The sequence below is a fragment of the Caulobacter sp. 17J65-9 genome (genome assembly GCF_010975005.1).
GTDB lineage: Bacteria > Pseudomonadota > Alphaproteobacteria > Caulobacterales > Caulobacteraceae > 17J80-11.
This window is the reverse complement of record NZ_JAAIVC010000114.1, coordinates 1-13,041: the sequence shown is the minus strand read 5'-3', so window position 1 is coordinate 13,041 and position 13,041 is coordinate 1. Positions and strand designations below refer to the sequence as shown.

The following is a 13,041-nucleotide window of genomic DNA, read 5'->3' as shown; positions in this document are numbered from 1 at the left end:
GGGCCGAAGCGCAGCGCCCCGGCCCGGAGCGCGAAGCCCGCCAAGGCGCCGGCCGCGGCCGCCGCGGTCGCGCCGACGCCCAGCTGGCCCAGGCCGACGAACACGCCTGCGGCCAGCAGGGCGGCGGTGATGTAGATCTCGCGGCGCATCAGCACCGAGGGCTCGCCGGAGAGCACGTCGCGCACCACCCCGCCGAAGGTCGAGGTCAGCACGCCCATGACCACGCACACCAGGGCGGGGAAGCCCAAGGCCTCGGCCTTGGCCGCGCCCACCACGGCGTAGGCGGCCAGGCCGATCGCATCCAGCCACAACAGGGTGCCGAGGCCCGTGCGCCGGCCGCGCAGCACCCACACCATCAGCGAGGCGAGCAGGCACACGGCCAGATAGCCCTGGTCGCGGGTCCAGAACACCGGCGCGTCCAGCAAGAGGTCGCGCAGCGTGCCGCCGCCGATGCCGGTGACCGCGCCGAAGAAGGCCAGCGCGATCAGGTCCTGCTTGCGCCTGGCGGCGGCCAGGGCGCCCGTGGCGGCGAACAGGGCCACGCCGGCGTAGTCCAGCCACACCAGCGGAATAGGGATCGCCCCCGGAATCTCGACCACGCGAAACGCCCCTCGCCTCGAACACCTCGGCCCGATAGGCGCCGTCGCGGGGCGCAGCGTCAAGCGGGCGAACCGCCGCCCCGCCCGCCTCGTTGTGGGCCCATGACCGATGCCGCCGACGAGCCCTTCCTGAGACAGGCCGTGGAGCTGGCGCGCGAGAACGTGCTGGCGCGCCGCGGCCGTCCGTTCGGGGCGGTGCTGGTCCGCGACGGCCGGGTGCTGGCGACCGGGGTCAACGAGGTGCTGGCGAGCGGCGACCCCAGCGCCCACGCCGAACTGCAGGCCATCCGCGCCGCCACCGCGGCGCTGGGCGACACGCGGCTGGACGGGGCGGTGATCTACGCCAGCGGCCAGCCCTGCCCCATGTGCCTGGCGGCCATGTACCTGACCGGCGTGGCGCGGACGGCCTATGCGGCCTCCAACGCCGAGGGCGAGCCCTACGGCCTGTCCACCGCCGCCATCCACGAGGACCTGTGCCGTCCGCCCGAGCGGCGCCGGCTGCGCGCCGAGCATGCGCCGGTCGCGACCGAGGGCGAGCATCCCTACGAAGCCTGGCGGCGCCTGCAGGCCGGTGACGCCCCGTAAACCTGGAGCCGCCAGGGTGCGCGGCGTTCCAGTTCGCGTAGAGGCGTATCGTTCGTGTCGCGTATCGTGTGGGCCGCCGTGGCGGCCGTCCTGCTGGCGAGCCCCGCCCTCGCCGTTCCCGTCCCTTCCGAGCCCCTGGTCGGCCGCGCCTCGGTGATCGACGGCGACACGCTGGAGATCGCCGGCAAGCGCGTGCGCCTGCACGGGGTCGACACGCCCGAGAGCGCCCAGACCTGCCAGGACGCAGACGGCGCGGACTGGCGCTGCGGCCAGCGCGCCGCCCTGGCTCTGGCCGACCGGCTGGGCCGGCGGACCGTCACCTGCACGCCGCGCGACGTCGACCGCTACGGCCGCATCGTCGCCGCCTGCAGCGTCGGCGGCCGGGACGTCGGGCGCTGGCTGGTCAGCCAGGGCTGGGCGGTGGCCTACCGCCAGTACTCGAAGGACTACGTCGCCGCCGAGGACGCCGCCCGCATGGCGCGGCGGGGCATCTGGGCCGGGAGCTTTACCCCGCCGGACGAATGGCGCCGGCGGCGCCGCGCCAGGGCCGCCGCAAAAAGGCTCGGGGCGCGCTAAGCCGTCGCATCCCCGCGCCCGCCGAACAACGGCATGCTAGGGTACAGCTCGGTTCGTCGGGCGGGGGCCTCATGACCATCAAGACCATCGTCGCACGCGCCGAACTTGAGACGCCGCCGCTGACCGCGGGGAACCTGCTGCGCCGTCTGGCCGGCCGGCCGCTGAAGACGCGCCCCACCCTGCACGAGGCCGAAGCCGTGGTCCGCCACAACGCCGGGCCGGAGCCGCGGCTGACGCTGTCGGTCGAAGGCTTCACGGTCGTGGTCGACACGCCGGCGGTCGACGGCTGCGACTGCGAGGTGCTGGACGTGAACCTGAAGAGCTCGACGCCCCGCTAGAGCGCGTTTGCCGTCAGGACTTCGTCTTCCAGATCCGCGCGGTGAAGGGCGCGGTCTGGCAATGCCCCACGGACACGCCGCCTGACGGGCCGGTCCAGGTGAAGCCGCCGTCCGCACGCCGGATGACCATGGTCGCGCCGCCCGGCTGCAACACCCGAATGACCTGATCGTCGGCCGACTGGATGGCGCTGGACGCGCGCGCGCACATGCGGTGGTCGCACATCAGCCGCCGCGAGAAGTCCAGGCTGTAGCGCACCGGAACGCGGGCCGCGGCCGGGATCTCGATCGGGGCGGCGTCGCCGCTCCGGATCTGCTCGCTGATGCAGATCAGGTCCAGCTGTTCGGGCGGCGTTTCGGCCATGACCGGCGTGACCGGCAAGGCCGGCGCGGCCGCGGCGACCGTCAGGCGCGCGCCCCGCCGCAGCAGGCAGTCCCGCCCGCTCGCCTTGATCCGGCCGCAGTAGGCGCCGGCCTCGGCGTCCGAAGCGAAGCCCGTCACCAGCGCCCGGTAGAAGGTCTTGCCGTCGCGCGAGATCGAGGTGACCTCGACGCCGCCGCCGCCGGGAAACAGGCGCCTGAACTTCTCCGCCTCGCCCTGGGCCACGGCCGGCGACGCGAACGCGCCGACCTGGACCTTGGCCTCGTCGATGGTGGGTTCGGCGCTGGCTGAATGCGCACTCAACGCGACAAAGGACGCCAGCCCTGCAAGCAAAGCCTTCATGCTCCCCCCGCTGAAGGCGCCGCTGATCGCGCGGTCCGGCTGAGCCGATCACAGCCACGCGCGTCACGCCCCCGAACGTTAACGCACAGCTTGCGGTCGGGTTTCACGAGCGCGGCGTGCTGTCGTTTGACAGCCCCGCGACCGCACCGCAGGTTCGCCGAATTGTACGCGCGGAGCCTTCCGCGCAGGGGGAAGCGTAATGAAGAAGTTGCTGAGCGCGGCCGCGATGGCCGCCGCCGTCCTGACGGTCGCGGGCGCGGCCGGACCGGTCCTGGCCCAGGCATCGAAGGTCCAGACCGTCACCATGAACGGCGCCAGCCAGGCCGTGACGCGGACGGTGCCGGGCGGCTTCGACCTGACCGGGACCTACACCTACGACGACGGCTCCGAGGCCATGGTCGTGCTGAACGGCGACGGCCACGGCAAGTGGCGCGGCGACACCGGCGAGGCCACCCGCGACATCACCTGGTGGATCGCGGCGGACGCGTCCGGAAAGGCCGAGACCCAGACCGGCCCGGGCGGCCAGGCCCACACCCTGATCGTGGACTTCGGCGGCGGCGACTATTCGGGCTTCGAGCTCGCCATCGCCAAGGAGCCGCGCCAGATCTGGATCAACCGCGAGCGCGTGAAGGCGTACTGACGGCGCGCCGTGGCTCCGCCTGCGCGGGGCCACGGCTTCCGATCGTTCTCAGTGCTTGGCGCGCAGCGCCTTGACCGCGTCCATCATCTTCTGGACGTGCTGGTCGGGATTGCTGTCGGTGTAGCTGGCGACGATCTTGCCGTTCTGGGCGATCACGTACGAGGTGCGATTGGAATAGGCCGGATTGCCCTGGCTGCGCGCGTCGTAGCTCGCCGCGATCGTGGCGCCCGGGTCGGCGGCGACCAGGAACTTGTCGCGGCATTCCACAGACGAGAACTCGGCCACCCGATCGATATTGCCCGCGGTGATCCCCACCACCGTGGCGCCCAGCTTCTTGAAGTCGTCGGTCGCCTCGGCGAATTCGTGGGCTTCCAGCGTGCAGCCCTTGGTGAAGGCGGCCGGGAAGAAATACAGCACCACCGGCCCCTTCTTCAGGGCCTCCTTCAGCGAGAAGGTCTGGGTCTTGCCGGCCAGAGCGCCCTGGGCGGTGAAGGCCGGGGCCGGCGCGCCGTCAGGCAGGGCCGCCCAGGCCGGCGCCGCGACGGCCATCGAAAGGGCGGCGGCGAGAATCAGTTTGCGCATGTCGGTCTCCTCTCAACGCCCTTCCCGAGCGCTGGTAGGCCCGGCAGGACTCGAACCTGCAACCAGACCGTTATGAGCGGTCGGCTCTAACCATTGAGCTACGGGCCCGACGCAGCGGGGGTCCGGCGTAGCAAATCGGCCGCGGCGGGGAAAGCGGCGGAAGCGCGGCGGGAACCTGAACGGCTCAGCCGGACTTCCGGTCAGGTCCCGTTCAGCGACCGGCGGTCACGGTGCGGTCACGGTCAGCAGTGAAGCTTGACCGTGGACGGGGCGACGAACGCCCCGCGAAACCGGAGACGACGAATGAAAGCCCTGCTCCGCTCCGCCGCGCTCGCCGGCGTCCTGCTGGCCGTAGCCGCCCCGGCGGCCCTGGCCCAGAGCGGTCCCATGCCGCCCGAAGGCGGCCCGCACATGATGATGCGGCGCGGCCCGGTGCTGAACCTGTCCGCCTACGGCGAGACCCGAGTCGCCCCGGACATGGCCACCATCAGCCTGGGCGTGACGACCGAAGCCCCGACCGCGGCCGACGCCATGCGCCAGAACCGCGAGCGCATGACCCAGATGATGGCGGCGCTGAAGAAACAGGGCGTCGCCGAGAAGGACATCCAGACCTCCGGCCTGAACCTGTCGCCGCAGTACACCTATCGCGAAAACCAGCCGCCGCTGCTGCGCGGCTACCAGGCCAGCAACCAGGTGACGGTCATCGTCTATGACCTGACCAAGCTGGGCCAGGCGGTCGACGCCACGGTCGCGGCCGGCGGCAACCAGGTGAACGGGATCAGCTTCGGCCTGCGCGATCCGCAGACGGCCGAGAACGCCGCCCGCGTCGCCGCGGTGAAGGCGCTGAAGGCCAAGGCCGACCTCTACGCCGGGGCCACCGGCCTCAGGATCAAGGGCCTGCAGAGCCTGTCGGAAGGCGGCGGCTACAGCGCCCCGCCGCCCATGCCGGTGCCGATGTTCAAGGCCGCCCGCGCGGAGGCGATGGACTCCACCCCGATCGCCGGCGGCGAACTGGTCCTGCGCGTCGACGTGCAGGGCGTGTACGAGATGGAATAGGGCGTCTGGCCGGGAGGGGAGCCTGCTCCCCTCCCACGCCGACGTCAGCGGATCAGGCGGAAGACGACGGCCAGGGACGTGGACTCCACGACCGGGGTCGCGGTCAGCTTGAGGGCGACATCCGGCGACAACGGCGCCGCCCCGTCGTCCTCCAGGACCCTCGCCTGAGCCTTCAAGGCCGGCGCATATCCAACAACCAGGTTTTCACCGTCGACGCCGCGGTTGATGCTGAGCACCGGCCCAAGCTTCGCGCCCGAGGCGGTGGCCAGAAGCTCCGCCTGGGCTCGCGCGTCTTCGAACGCAGCCTTCACTGCGGCTTCGCGCATCGCGCGCGGATCATCGACCCCGCTCACGCCGAGCTCCACGCCACGCGCGCCGAGCTGTACGGCCAATGACGCCGCGTCCCCGACCTTCCCGGCCGGCCGGAACTGGACAGTGACATCCAGCTGGGCGACGAAACCGATCGGCGCACAAGCGCCGGTCGAGAGGCGCGGCTTCGGGTCGTAGCTGTCGCCCGGGTCACATTCCGGCGGCAGCACCCGCTTCACCTCGAACTCGCCGGTCTCGAACCTCACGTCCTTGGCGTCTGCGAGCCTGCTCAGGCCGCTCTCAATCCCGTCGCGACGAGTCGCCAACGCCTTCAGCGCCTCGGTTTCGGACTTCGCCTCTCCGACCACCTCGAACTTGAGCGCCGCATAGTCCGGCGCGTGCTCGACCGAGCCGTTGCCCATCACGGCGATCACCGGCGCGTCGGAGCCGGCGGACGGCGCCGCTCCCGCCGTGGTCGCGACCGCCGCCAGAGCGACCAATAGAGCCTGCATGGATGCCTCCCCCCAATTGGAAGGAAGGAGGCCCAATCAGGCCGGCCGAAATATGGCGACGGTCGACGAACGCGGGTCGGCCTCGCTCAGTGCTTCGCCTCGGCCGCCGCCACCTTGTCGGCGGCGGTTTGCATGAGGCCGTCCAGGGCCGCGCGGTCGAGATACTTGCCGTGCAGCACCACGCCGTTGATGGCGCGCGTGGCGGAGATGTCCTTCAGCGGGTCGCGATCCAGGATCACCAGGTCGGCGGCCTTGCCCGGCGCGACGGCGCCATAGCGGTCGGTCTGGCCCAGGAATTTCGGGCCGGCCAGCGTCGCCGCCTGCAGGGTCTGCAGCGGGGTCAGGCCGGCGTCGACGAACAGCTTCAGCTCGTCGTGCAGGCCCACGCCCGGATAGTTGTACGAGTTCAGGAAGCCGGCGTCGGTGCCGGCCATCAGCATCACGCCGGCCTTCTGCAGCAGCGGCAGCAGGCTGGCGTCCTGCTCGGCGCGGCGGTGGCGCGCGGCGATGGCGGCCGCGTCGTCCTTGGCCGCCCGCTCGATCCGCCAGGCGTAGGTCGCCTTCAGGCCCGGGCCGAGGTAGCGCAGGTAGGGGTCGTGGGCGTGGTCTTCCTGGTCGAGGTAGGCGATGACCCGCCCGCCGTTCAGCGTCGGCGTGATCGCCACGCCGTGCTGGGCCAGCTTGCGGAAGCCGACTTCGGCCGTCTTCGGGTCGAAGCTCTCGACCAGCCGGTCGCGCGCCTGGGTGTAGGTCAGCTTGCCCGCCGCATACTCGGCCGAGATCTCGGCGTCCTGGGGCGAGGCGGACTTCAGCGCATAGTCGACGTGCTCGATCGAGCCCAGCCCGGCGGCCTCGATCTGGTCGATGGTCAGGGACAGCGGCACGTGGGCGGAGGTCTTCAGCCCGCGCGCCTTGGCTTCGCCCAGGGCGTAGAGGAAGAGCTCGGGCTTGAGCGTGTTGTCGGTGATCTTCACGAAGTCGACGTGCATGGCCTGGAGCTTGTCCAGGCCGGCGCGCACCTCGGCCTCGCTGCCGACCTCCAGGTCGCCCGGCCAGATCGAATTGATCCCCTCCAGCTTGGGGCCGGAGGTGAAGATGGTCGGCCCCAGCAGTTCGCCGTTCGCCACCTGGGCGCGCCAGGCCAGCACGCTGTCGCTGAGATCGCCCGCGCAGTCGCGCACCGTGGTCACCCCGTTGGCGACGTAGAGCGGCAGCAGGTCCTTGTTTTCCTCGATCAGGGCTTCGCCGCCGCCGAAGTGGACGTGCATGTCCCACAGGCCGGGGATGACGAACTTGCCCTCGCCGTCGATCACGCGGGCGGCGTCGAAGCGCTTGGCCGCACGGTCGGCGTCGACCGCCACCACCGTGCCGTCGCGCACCGCGACCAGCCGGTCGGGCAGCAGGCGGCCGGTCTCGACGTCGACCACCGTGGCCTTGCGGACCAGCAGGTCGACCTTCTCGGCCGCGGACGCACCGCCGGCCGCGGCCAGCACCAGGGTCAGCGCCGCGGCGCCCGCAAACTTACGCATGAACTTCGTCTCCGGCGCCCCCGCCGGTCGGCCTGACGTCAGGCCGCCGCCCCTAAGAGGCTCAGGCCGCCTTTTTGACGACGTTGCCTTCGTCCAGCAACACTACGCCGGGCGTGTAGTTGCGGGCTTCGGAAGCGTCCATCTGGCAGTAGGTCACCACGATCACCTTGTCGCCCTTCTGGACCAGGCGGGCGGCGGCGCCGTTGACGCCGATCACCTTCGAGCCGCGCGGAGCCTCGATGGCGTAGGTGGTGAAGCGCGCGCCGGTGGTGATGTTCAGGACATCCACCTGCTCGTGCGGGAAGATTCCCGACGCGTCGAGCAGGTCACGGTCGATGGCGATGGAGCCTTCGTAGTCCAGATCGGCCTGGGTCACCGTGGCGCGGTGCAGCTTGGCCTTCATCATGGTCACCAGCAAGGGCGAGCCTCACGCTTCCTGAGCGGCGATCACGTGCCGCGAACCGAGCGGTGATATAGCGAGGCATGAGTTCCGCTTCAATATTCCGCGACCGCGAACAAAGTTCGCACCCGCAATAGGCGAAACTTCCCCGGCCGGACCGGGTTGAGGGGACCGTGCCCCGCCCCTGTCAGCCGCTGACCGCCTGCTTCGCCGCGCTCGCGCTCGGCCTTTTGGGCTGCGGCCCGGACGAGGGCGCCCATTCGTCGACCAGGAAGGACGCCATGCCTGAACACAGCTCCGGCGAATCCATCGCCATCCTGCGCCTCGACGCGCGTCCGAACGCGCCGGCGATCCGCGTCACCTCGCCGGCCTTCTCGCCCGACGGCATGATCCCGCTGCGCAACAGCGCCTATGGCGACAACTGGTCGCCGCCGCTGACCTGGACCGCCGCACCGGGCGCACAGAGCTACGCCCTGATCGTGGAAGACCCGGATGCGCCGCGCGCCGAGCCCTTCGTGCACTGGATCGCCTGGAACATCCCGGGCGACGTCACCTCGCTGCCGGAGAACCTGTCCAAGGCCGAAAAGCCCGGCCAGCCGGCGGGGATGATCCAGGGCGTAAACGGGGCCGGCGAGACCGGCTGGTTCGGGCCGCGCCCGCCGGCCGGCCACGGCGTCCACCGCTATCACTTCCAGCTGTTCGCGCTGGACGGAAAGCTGGACATCGGTCCCGACGCCGAACTGCAGACCCTGATGAACGCCATGAAGGGGCGCATCGTCGCCGAAGGCGAGCTGGTCGGCCGTTTCGAGCAGAAGCGCCCGCAGTAGCGGCGCCGGGACCTGTCGTCGTCAGCGCGGACGCGACTGCGTCTTCACGCACATGGGCTTGCCCTCGAAGGTGTCGCCAATCAGCGAGCCGTCGCGGGCGGCCGCCTTGCGGGCGCGGTCCAGGGCGGCGGATTCGGCCGGCGGGGTCTGGCCCTCGCCGCACCAGGACGCCTTCACCTTGGCGCTGTCGCCCGGACAGACGCACATGTCGTCGGCGCCGGACATGCCGCCGCGGTCGCAGACGATGCCGACGCGCTGGCCGTTGCTGAGGCACACGTAGGTCTGGCTGTCACGGCTGCCGGCGTAGGCGCCGCCACCCATGAACGCGGCCGCGAGGCCGACCGCGAGAACTGTCTTCAACATGCGTTTCTCCCGAAGTTCCCCGTCCCCGCGATAACTGTCGCCGCAGCAGAGCAGTTCGACAAGCCGCGTTCGTCGAACCCGGGCGCGCCCGTTCACCACGTTTGCACGCGCGCGCTTAACCCCGCCGGGCGAGGGTGCGAGACGAGGAGCTTTTCCGCATGCAAGCCATCGCCGCCTCCGCCGCCGGCATCGCCAACGCAATCAACCGCTTCGACGCCAGCGCCCAGCGCACGGCTCGCTGGGGCTCGGACGCCGGGGCGGACGTCGACCTCGCCCAGGAGGCGGTGGAGATGATCGGCGCCAAGGCGGCGCTGAAGGCCAACGTGCAGGTGATGAAGACCGCCGACGAGATGACCGGCGTGCTGCTCGATATCCTGGCCTGACCGTCGCTCGCCTTTGACAGCCGCCCGGCGCGCGTCTAACGGCGCGCCATGTCGACCCTGCAGACCCTCTTCGTCACCGAAGTCTACCGCGCCGCGGCCGCGCCGGACCCGGCCTTCCTGGCCGAGCTGGAGGAGGCCTGCTTCGGCATCGCCGAGGAGGACCGCGCCGGACGCGCCTGGTGCCGCGAGCACGGCTACCGCGGCTACACCTCCTACGCCTCGCTGGACGACTTGCCGATGCGGGCCAGCGTGTTCGACGAGCTGAAGCGCAAGCTGGACAAGCACGTCGCCAGCTTCGCCCAGGCGCTGGAGCTGGACCTCGGCGGACGGCGGCTGAAGCTGGACAGCCTTTGGATCAACATCCTCAAGCCCGGCGGCGCGCACAGCGGCCACATCCACCCGCACAGCGTGGTGTCCGGCACCTTCTATGTGAACGTCCCGGAGGGGGCGAGCGCGCTGAAGCTGGAGGACCCGCGCCTGGCCATGATGATGGCCGCGCCGACCCGCCGCGCCGACGCGGCGCTGCAGCGGCGGCCGTTCGTCTATCTCCAGCCCGCCGCCGGTGACGTGATCCTGTGGGAGAGCTGGCTGCGCCACGAGGTGCCGGCCAACGCCGCCAAGCAGGAGCGGATCAGCGTCAGCTTCAACTACAGCTGGCGTTAATCCTCCCCCACTGGGGGAGGGGGACCGCGCGAAGCGTGGTGGAGGGGGCTCCAGCCTGGCGCGACTGATCCGGCGCGCCAAGACGAGCCCCCCATCGCCGCCCCTTGCGGGACGGCTCCTCCCCCCAGAGGGGGGAGATTACTTCCCGAACAGCTCGCCGAAGAAGTCGCCCTTGTTCCAGTGCGGACGTTCCGGCGTGTCGGCCAGTTCGCGGGCGATCTCGTAGTTCACCTTGGCGAACAGGGCGCCCGCCCGCCAGTCGATGGGCTGGTTCAGGTCGTCGCCGGGCCGATGATAGCGCTCCTTCAGGAACGACTTGATCGCCGCCTCGCCGCCGTTGGACGGGCCGGTCATCAGGAACACCGACGGCACGCCCTGCTCGACGAAGCGATAGTGGTCCGAGCGGGTGAACAGGCCCTGCTCCGGCATGAAGTCGGGCGACAGGCCGACCCCGGCGCGGGCGGCGGCGTGCTGAACCGCCGGGCCCAGCGACGAACGCTCGGCCCCGAACGCCACCACGTCGGTGAAGGCGTAGTTCAGCACCGGCATGTCGAGGTTCACGTCGGCGACCATGGCCGATTTCGGCACGGTCGGATTGGAGGCGAAGTACTCCGAGCCGATCAGGCCCTTTTCCTCGGCGGTCACGGCCACGAACAGCACCGAGCGGCGCGGCCTGGCGCCCGTCTCCACGAAGCCGCGGGCGGCCTCGAGCATGGAGGCGATGCCGGTGGCGTTGTCCATCGCGCCGTTGTGGATGCCGTCGCTCCCGTCCGCCTGCGTCTGAACCCCGACGTGGTCGAGGTGGGCGGAGAGCACGACGTACTCGTTCTTCAGGACCGGGTCGGAGCCCTCGATCATGCCGACGACGTTCTCGCTCTCGACGGGGCGGGTCTCGGTCGTCAGGTCGGCGGCCAGCCTGGCCTTCAACGCGAAGCGCGGCGGCGCCCCTTCGGGCTTGGCGGCGGCGGCGAAGATCGCGTCCAGGGTCTGGGGCGCGCCCTGGAACAGCTTGGCCGCGCCAGCCAGGCTCAGCGTGCCCAGCAGGGCCGCGTCGCCGCCGTGCACGGCCGGACGGCCCGAGGCGTCGCGCCAGGTCATCGACCAGCTGTCCTGATGCGAGCGCCGGTTGGCCCAGGGGCGCACCTTGTCCGCCTCCGCCGTGGGCAGGAAGACGACGCCGACGGCCCCGCGCGCGGCCGCGGCGGCGCGCTTCACCTTCAGGCTGGAGAAGTGGGCCCGCTCCTCGGTCTGGAACGACTTGGGCGCGCCCTCCAGGAAGACGACGATCTTGCCCTTCACGTCGAGCCCGGCGAAGTCGTCGCGGCCCCGGGCGGGGTCGACCACGCCGTAGCCGGCGAACACCACCGGCGCGCTCAGCTTGACCTCGGCCGAGCGCGGATCGGCGCCGGGCAGGTAGTCGTCGCCGTAGACCAGGCGCACGGCCTTGCCGTCCGCCCCGGTCAGGGTCATCTCGCCCTGCCCGGCCGAGCGGTAGGCGGTCAGCGGCACGTGCTGCAGGTAGCCGCCGGCGTCGCCGGCCGGCTTCAGGCCCAGCTTGGTGAACTCGGCCGCCACATAGGTGGCCGCCAGGTCGTAGGCGGGCGTGCCGGTCTCGCGGCCCAGCATGCGGTCGTCGGCCAGGAAGGTCACGTGGCCCTTGAACACGTCGGCCGACGGCTGGAAGCCGCCCGGGGCCTCCGCCGCGACGGCCGCGCCGCCGATCACCGAAGCCAACACCACAGCCGTGGCCGCACCGGCCCAAATCTGTTTCACGCGCACGGACGCCCCTCGCCTCTCGTCCGGTGTAGGCCCGGACTTTTCGGCGGCGATACGAGGCGTGGCCGCGCCCCGCGTCAAGCGTGGCCTCGACCTGGCGACCAGGAAGCGACCAGAAGTAGCGCTCAGAACAGGCTGTCGAACCGGATCGGCAGGGCGATGCCGAAGGTGTAGTCCGGCGCCGCCTCGGTCAGGCCGACCCCGACCGTCACGTCCAGCAGGGCGCGCTTGGTCAGCACCGCCGAGGCGCCCAGGTTGAGCGTCGCGATGGTCGTGTCGGAGCCGGGCACGCCGTTGCCCCTGAACTTCGTCTCCGACACCCAGTTCTGGTCGATGTTGAAGCGCAGCGAGGTCGTGGGGGTCACGGCCAGCACCGCCCCCAGGGACAGGCCGATCTGGTCGCCCGGGGTGACGTCGTGCGCCTCGAAGGTGTTCTCGTAGGAGAGCGTCCCCACCCACACCAGCGGATCGGCGCGCTTCACGGCGGTGAGCGAGGCGCTCAGCTCGTCGAAGTCGCTGCCGAAGCGGAAGTCGCCGTCGGTCGTGCCGGTGGTGGAGTTCCAGTTGATCGCCGCGATCACGTCCGGGCGGCGCCCCTTCTCACGCACCAGCACCTTGCTGAGGCCCACGCCCAGGTCGCCCCAGCCGTCGCCGTCCAGGCGGCTCTCGAGCAGGTCCGAGAAGTCCACGGAGGTGACCCGGGTGACGTCGCGCCAGGTGTAGGGGATGTTGAACTCGATCTGGGATTCCCAGGGCAGGCCGAAGCGCAGCGCGAGCGCCGCCTCCACCGCCTCGGTCTTCACCCGCTGGCGGCCGATCAGCTGGTTTCCGTCCTGATTGACCAGCACCGGGGCGTCGGCCTCCAGCCAGCCGTACTGCACGCTGGGCTGCACCTCGAACGAGTTGGCCGGCAACAGCAGCGCGCCGGTGGCCACCAGGGTGCGTTCCAACGCCCGCTCGGCCGCCGCGTCGTCGACGGCGAACGATCCCGGCCCGGACGGCGGCGAGCCGGCCTGGCCGCCTTGGGCCGGCTTGGCCCCCGCAGGCTGAGCGTTCGGGGCGTTCTGGGCGACCTGGGTGTTCTGGGCCGCGGGCGCGGTTCCTGACGCGCTTTCCGGCGCGATCGGGGCCGAGGCCGCCGTGGCGGTCGCCGGCGCGGCCGCGGGCGGCGCGGCCTGGGCG

At 71.3% G+C, this 13,041-nt stretch carries 17 protein-coding genes and 1 tRNA gene; 8 read left to right on the top strand and 10 right to left on the bottom strand.

All coding sequences use genetic code 11. The annotated features are described in order from the left end of the window. On the bottom strand, positions 1-599 hold a 599-nt coding region (locus G3573_RS15210), incomplete at its 3' end, for a trimeric intracellular cation channel family protein (RefSeq protein WP_346427394.1). A gap of 102 nt (positions 600-701) precedes the next feature. On the opposite strand from G3573_RS15210, the gene G3573_RS15205 reads away from it, so the two are divergent. From G3573_RS15205 to G3573_RS15195, 3 genes are all read left to right on the top strand, one after another. Beyond that, positions 702-1,184, top strand: a complete 483-nt coding sequence (locus G3573_RS15205; protein WP_163262108.1) for a nucleoside deaminase — start codon at positions 702-704, stop codon at positions 1,182-1,184. A 54-nt stretch (positions 1,185-1,238) separates the two neighbouring features. After that, positions 1,239-1,760 carry a thermonuclease family protein gene (locus tag G3573_RS15200; protein ID WP_205598278.1) on the top strand — a complete coding sequence of 174 codons (522 nt, stop codon included), beginning with the start codon at positions 1,239-1,241 and terminating at the stop codon, positions 1,758-1,760. A 71-nt stretch (positions 1,761-1,831) separates the two neighbouring features. Next, entirely contained in the window at positions 1,832-2,098 is a 267-nt protein-coding gene (locus tag G3573_RS15195) for a hypothetical protein (protein ID WP_163262106.1), read from the top strand. A 13-nt stretch (positions 2,099-2,111) separates the two neighbouring features. Here the strand turns inward: G3573_RS15195 and G3573_RS15190 are convergent, their stop codons facing one another. Next, positions 2,112-2,780 carry an SPOR domain-containing protein gene (locus G3573_RS15190; RefSeq protein ID WP_163262104.1) on the bottom strand — a complete coding sequence of 223 codons (669 nt, stop codon included), beginning with the start codon at positions 2,778-2,780 and terminating at the stop codon, positions 2,112-2,114. Between the two features lie 238 nt (positions 2,781-3,018). Between G3573_RS15190 and G3573_RS15185 the strand changes: the two genes are divergently transcribed. Then, positions 3,019-3,459 carry a hypothetical protein gene (locus tag G3573_RS15185; RefSeq protein WP_163262102.1) on the top strand — a complete coding sequence of 147 codons (441 nt, stop codon included), beginning with the start codon at positions 3,019-3,021 and terminating at the stop codon, positions 3,457-3,459. A gap of 48 nt (positions 3,460-3,507) precedes the next feature. Here G3573_RS15185 and G3573_RS15180 read toward each other — a convergent pair whose 3' ends face one another. Further along, a complete protein-coding gene (locus G3573_RS15180; protein ID WP_163262100.1) occupies positions 3,508-4,041 on the bottom strand; it encodes a peroxiredoxin in 534 nt (177 codons plus the stop codon). Between the two features lie 32 nt (positions 4,042-4,073). Further along, positions 4,074-4,149, bottom strand: a tRNA-Ile gene (locus G3573_RS15175). 195 nt (positions 4,150-4,344) lie between these two features. On the opposite strand from G3573_RS15175, the gene G3573_RS15170 reads away from it, so the two are divergent. Next, entirely contained in the window at positions 4,345-5,097 is a 753-nt protein-coding gene (locus G3573_RS15170) for an SIMPL domain-containing protein (protein ID WP_163262098.1), read from the top strand. A gap of 44 nt (positions 5,098-5,141) precedes the next feature. Here the strand turns inward: G3573_RS15170 and G3573_RS15165 are convergent, their stop codons facing one another. From G3573_RS15165 to panD, 3 genes are all read right to left on the bottom strand, one after another. Then, the gene (locus G3573_RS15165) at positions 5,142-5,906 is read right to left on the bottom strand and encodes an SIMPL domain-containing protein (RefSeq protein ID WP_163262096.1); all 765 of its coding nucleotides are present in this window, start codon (positions 5,904-5,906) and stop codon (positions 5,142-5,144) included. Positions 5,907-6,004: 98 nt separating this feature from the next. Next, the gene (locus G3573_RS15160) at positions 6,005-7,447 is read right to left on the bottom strand and encodes an amidohydrolase family protein (RefSeq protein WP_163262095.1); all 1,443 of its coding nucleotides are present in this window, start codon (positions 7,445-7,447) and stop codon (positions 6,005-6,007) included. 61 nt (positions 7,448-7,508) lie between these two features. Then, on the bottom strand, positions 7,509-7,865 hold the full coding sequence (gene panD, locus G3573_RS15155; RefSeq protein WP_163262094.1) for an aspartate 1-decarboxylase: 357 nt from the start codon (positions 7,863-7,865) through the stop codon (positions 7,509-7,511). Between the two features lie 155 nt (positions 7,866-8,020). On the opposite strand from panD, the gene G3573_RS15150 reads away from it, so the two are divergent. Next, entirely contained in the window at positions 8,021-8,674 is a 654-nt protein-coding gene (locus G3573_RS15150) for a YbhB/YbcL family Raf kinase inhibitor-like protein (protein WP_346427393.1), read from the top strand. A gap of 21 nt (positions 8,675-8,695) precedes the next feature. On the opposite strand, the gene G3573_RS15145 is transcribed toward G3573_RS15150, so the two are convergent. Next, complete coding sequence (locus tag G3573_RS15145) at positions 8,696-9,037, bottom strand: hypothetical protein (RefSeq protein ID WP_163262092.1); 342 nt, start codon at positions 9,035-9,037, stop codon at positions 8,696-8,698. Positions 9,038-9,195: 158 nt separating this feature from the next. Here G3573_RS15145 and G3573_RS15140 point away from each other — a divergent pair, with 158 nt between their 5' ends. Further along, positions 9,196-9,420, top strand: a complete 225-nt coding sequence (locus G3573_RS15140) for a flagellar basal body rod C-terminal domain-containing protein (protein ID WP_163262090.1) — start codon at positions 9,196-9,198, stop codon at positions 9,418-9,420. Between the two features lie 48 nt (positions 9,421-9,468). After that, positions 9,469-10,083 (top strand): TIGR02466 family protein, encoded by a 615-nt coding sequence (locus tag G3573_RS15135; protein WP_163262088.1) that lies wholly within the window; start codon positions 9,469-9,471, stop codon positions 10,081-10,083. Positions 10,084-10,221: 138 nt separating this feature from the next. Here G3573_RS15135 and G3573_RS15130 read toward each other — a convergent pair whose 3' ends face one another. Together G3573_RS15130 and G3573_RS15125 are read right to left on the bottom strand one after the other, a co-directional pair. Then, the gene (locus G3573_RS15130; protein WP_346427392.1) at positions 10,222-11,856 is read right to left on the bottom strand and encodes a M20/M25/M40 family metallo-hydrolase; all 1,635 of its coding nucleotides are present in this window, start codon (positions 11,854-11,856) and stop codon (positions 10,222-10,224) included. Between the two features lie 128 nt (positions 11,857-11,984). Beyond that, on the bottom strand, positions 11,985-13,041 hold a 1,057-nt coding region (locus tag G3573_RS15125), incomplete at its 5' end, for a transporter (RefSeq protein ID WP_163262086.1).

Excerpts from the sequence above, each read along its gene's own strand:
- G3573_RS15195 (WP_163262106.1), top strand. The coding sequence starts at position 1,832 with ATGACCATCAAGACCATCGTCGCACGCGCCGAACTTGAGACGCCGCCG.
- G3573_RS15160 (WP_163262095.1), bottom strand. The coding sequence starts at position 7,447 with ATGCGTAAGTTTGCGGGCGCCGCGGCGCTGACCCTGGTGCTGGCCGCG.
- G3573_RS15140 (WP_163262090.1), top strand. The coding sequence starts at position 9,196 with ATGCAAGCCATCGCCGCCTCCGCCGCCGGCATCGCCAACGCAATCAAC.
- G3573_RS15205 (WP_163262108.1), top strand. The coding sequence starts at position 702 with ATGACCGATGCCGCCGACGAGCCCTTCCTGAGACAGGCCGTGGAGCTG.
- G3573_RS15135 (WP_163262088.1), top strand. The coding sequence starts at position 9,469 with ATGTCGACCCTGCAGACCCTCTTCGTCACCGAAGTCTACCGCGCCGCG.
- G3573_RS15170 (WP_163262098.1), top strand. The coding sequence starts at position 4,345 with ATGAAAGCCCTGCTCCGCTCCGCCGCGCTCGCCGGCGTCCTGCTGGCC.
- G3573_RS15185 (WP_163262102.1), top strand. The coding sequence starts at position 3,019 with ATGAAGAAGTTGCTGAGCGCGGCCGCGATGGCCGCCGCCGTCCTGACG.
- G3573_RS15180 (WP_163262100.1), bottom strand. The coding sequence starts at position 4,041 with ATGCGCAAACTGATTCTCGCCGCCGCCCTTTCGATGGCCGTCGCGGCG.
- G3573_RS15145 (WP_163262092.1), bottom strand. The coding sequence starts at position 9,037 with ATGTTGAAGACAGTTCTCGCGGTCGGCCTCGCGGCCGCGTTCATGGGT.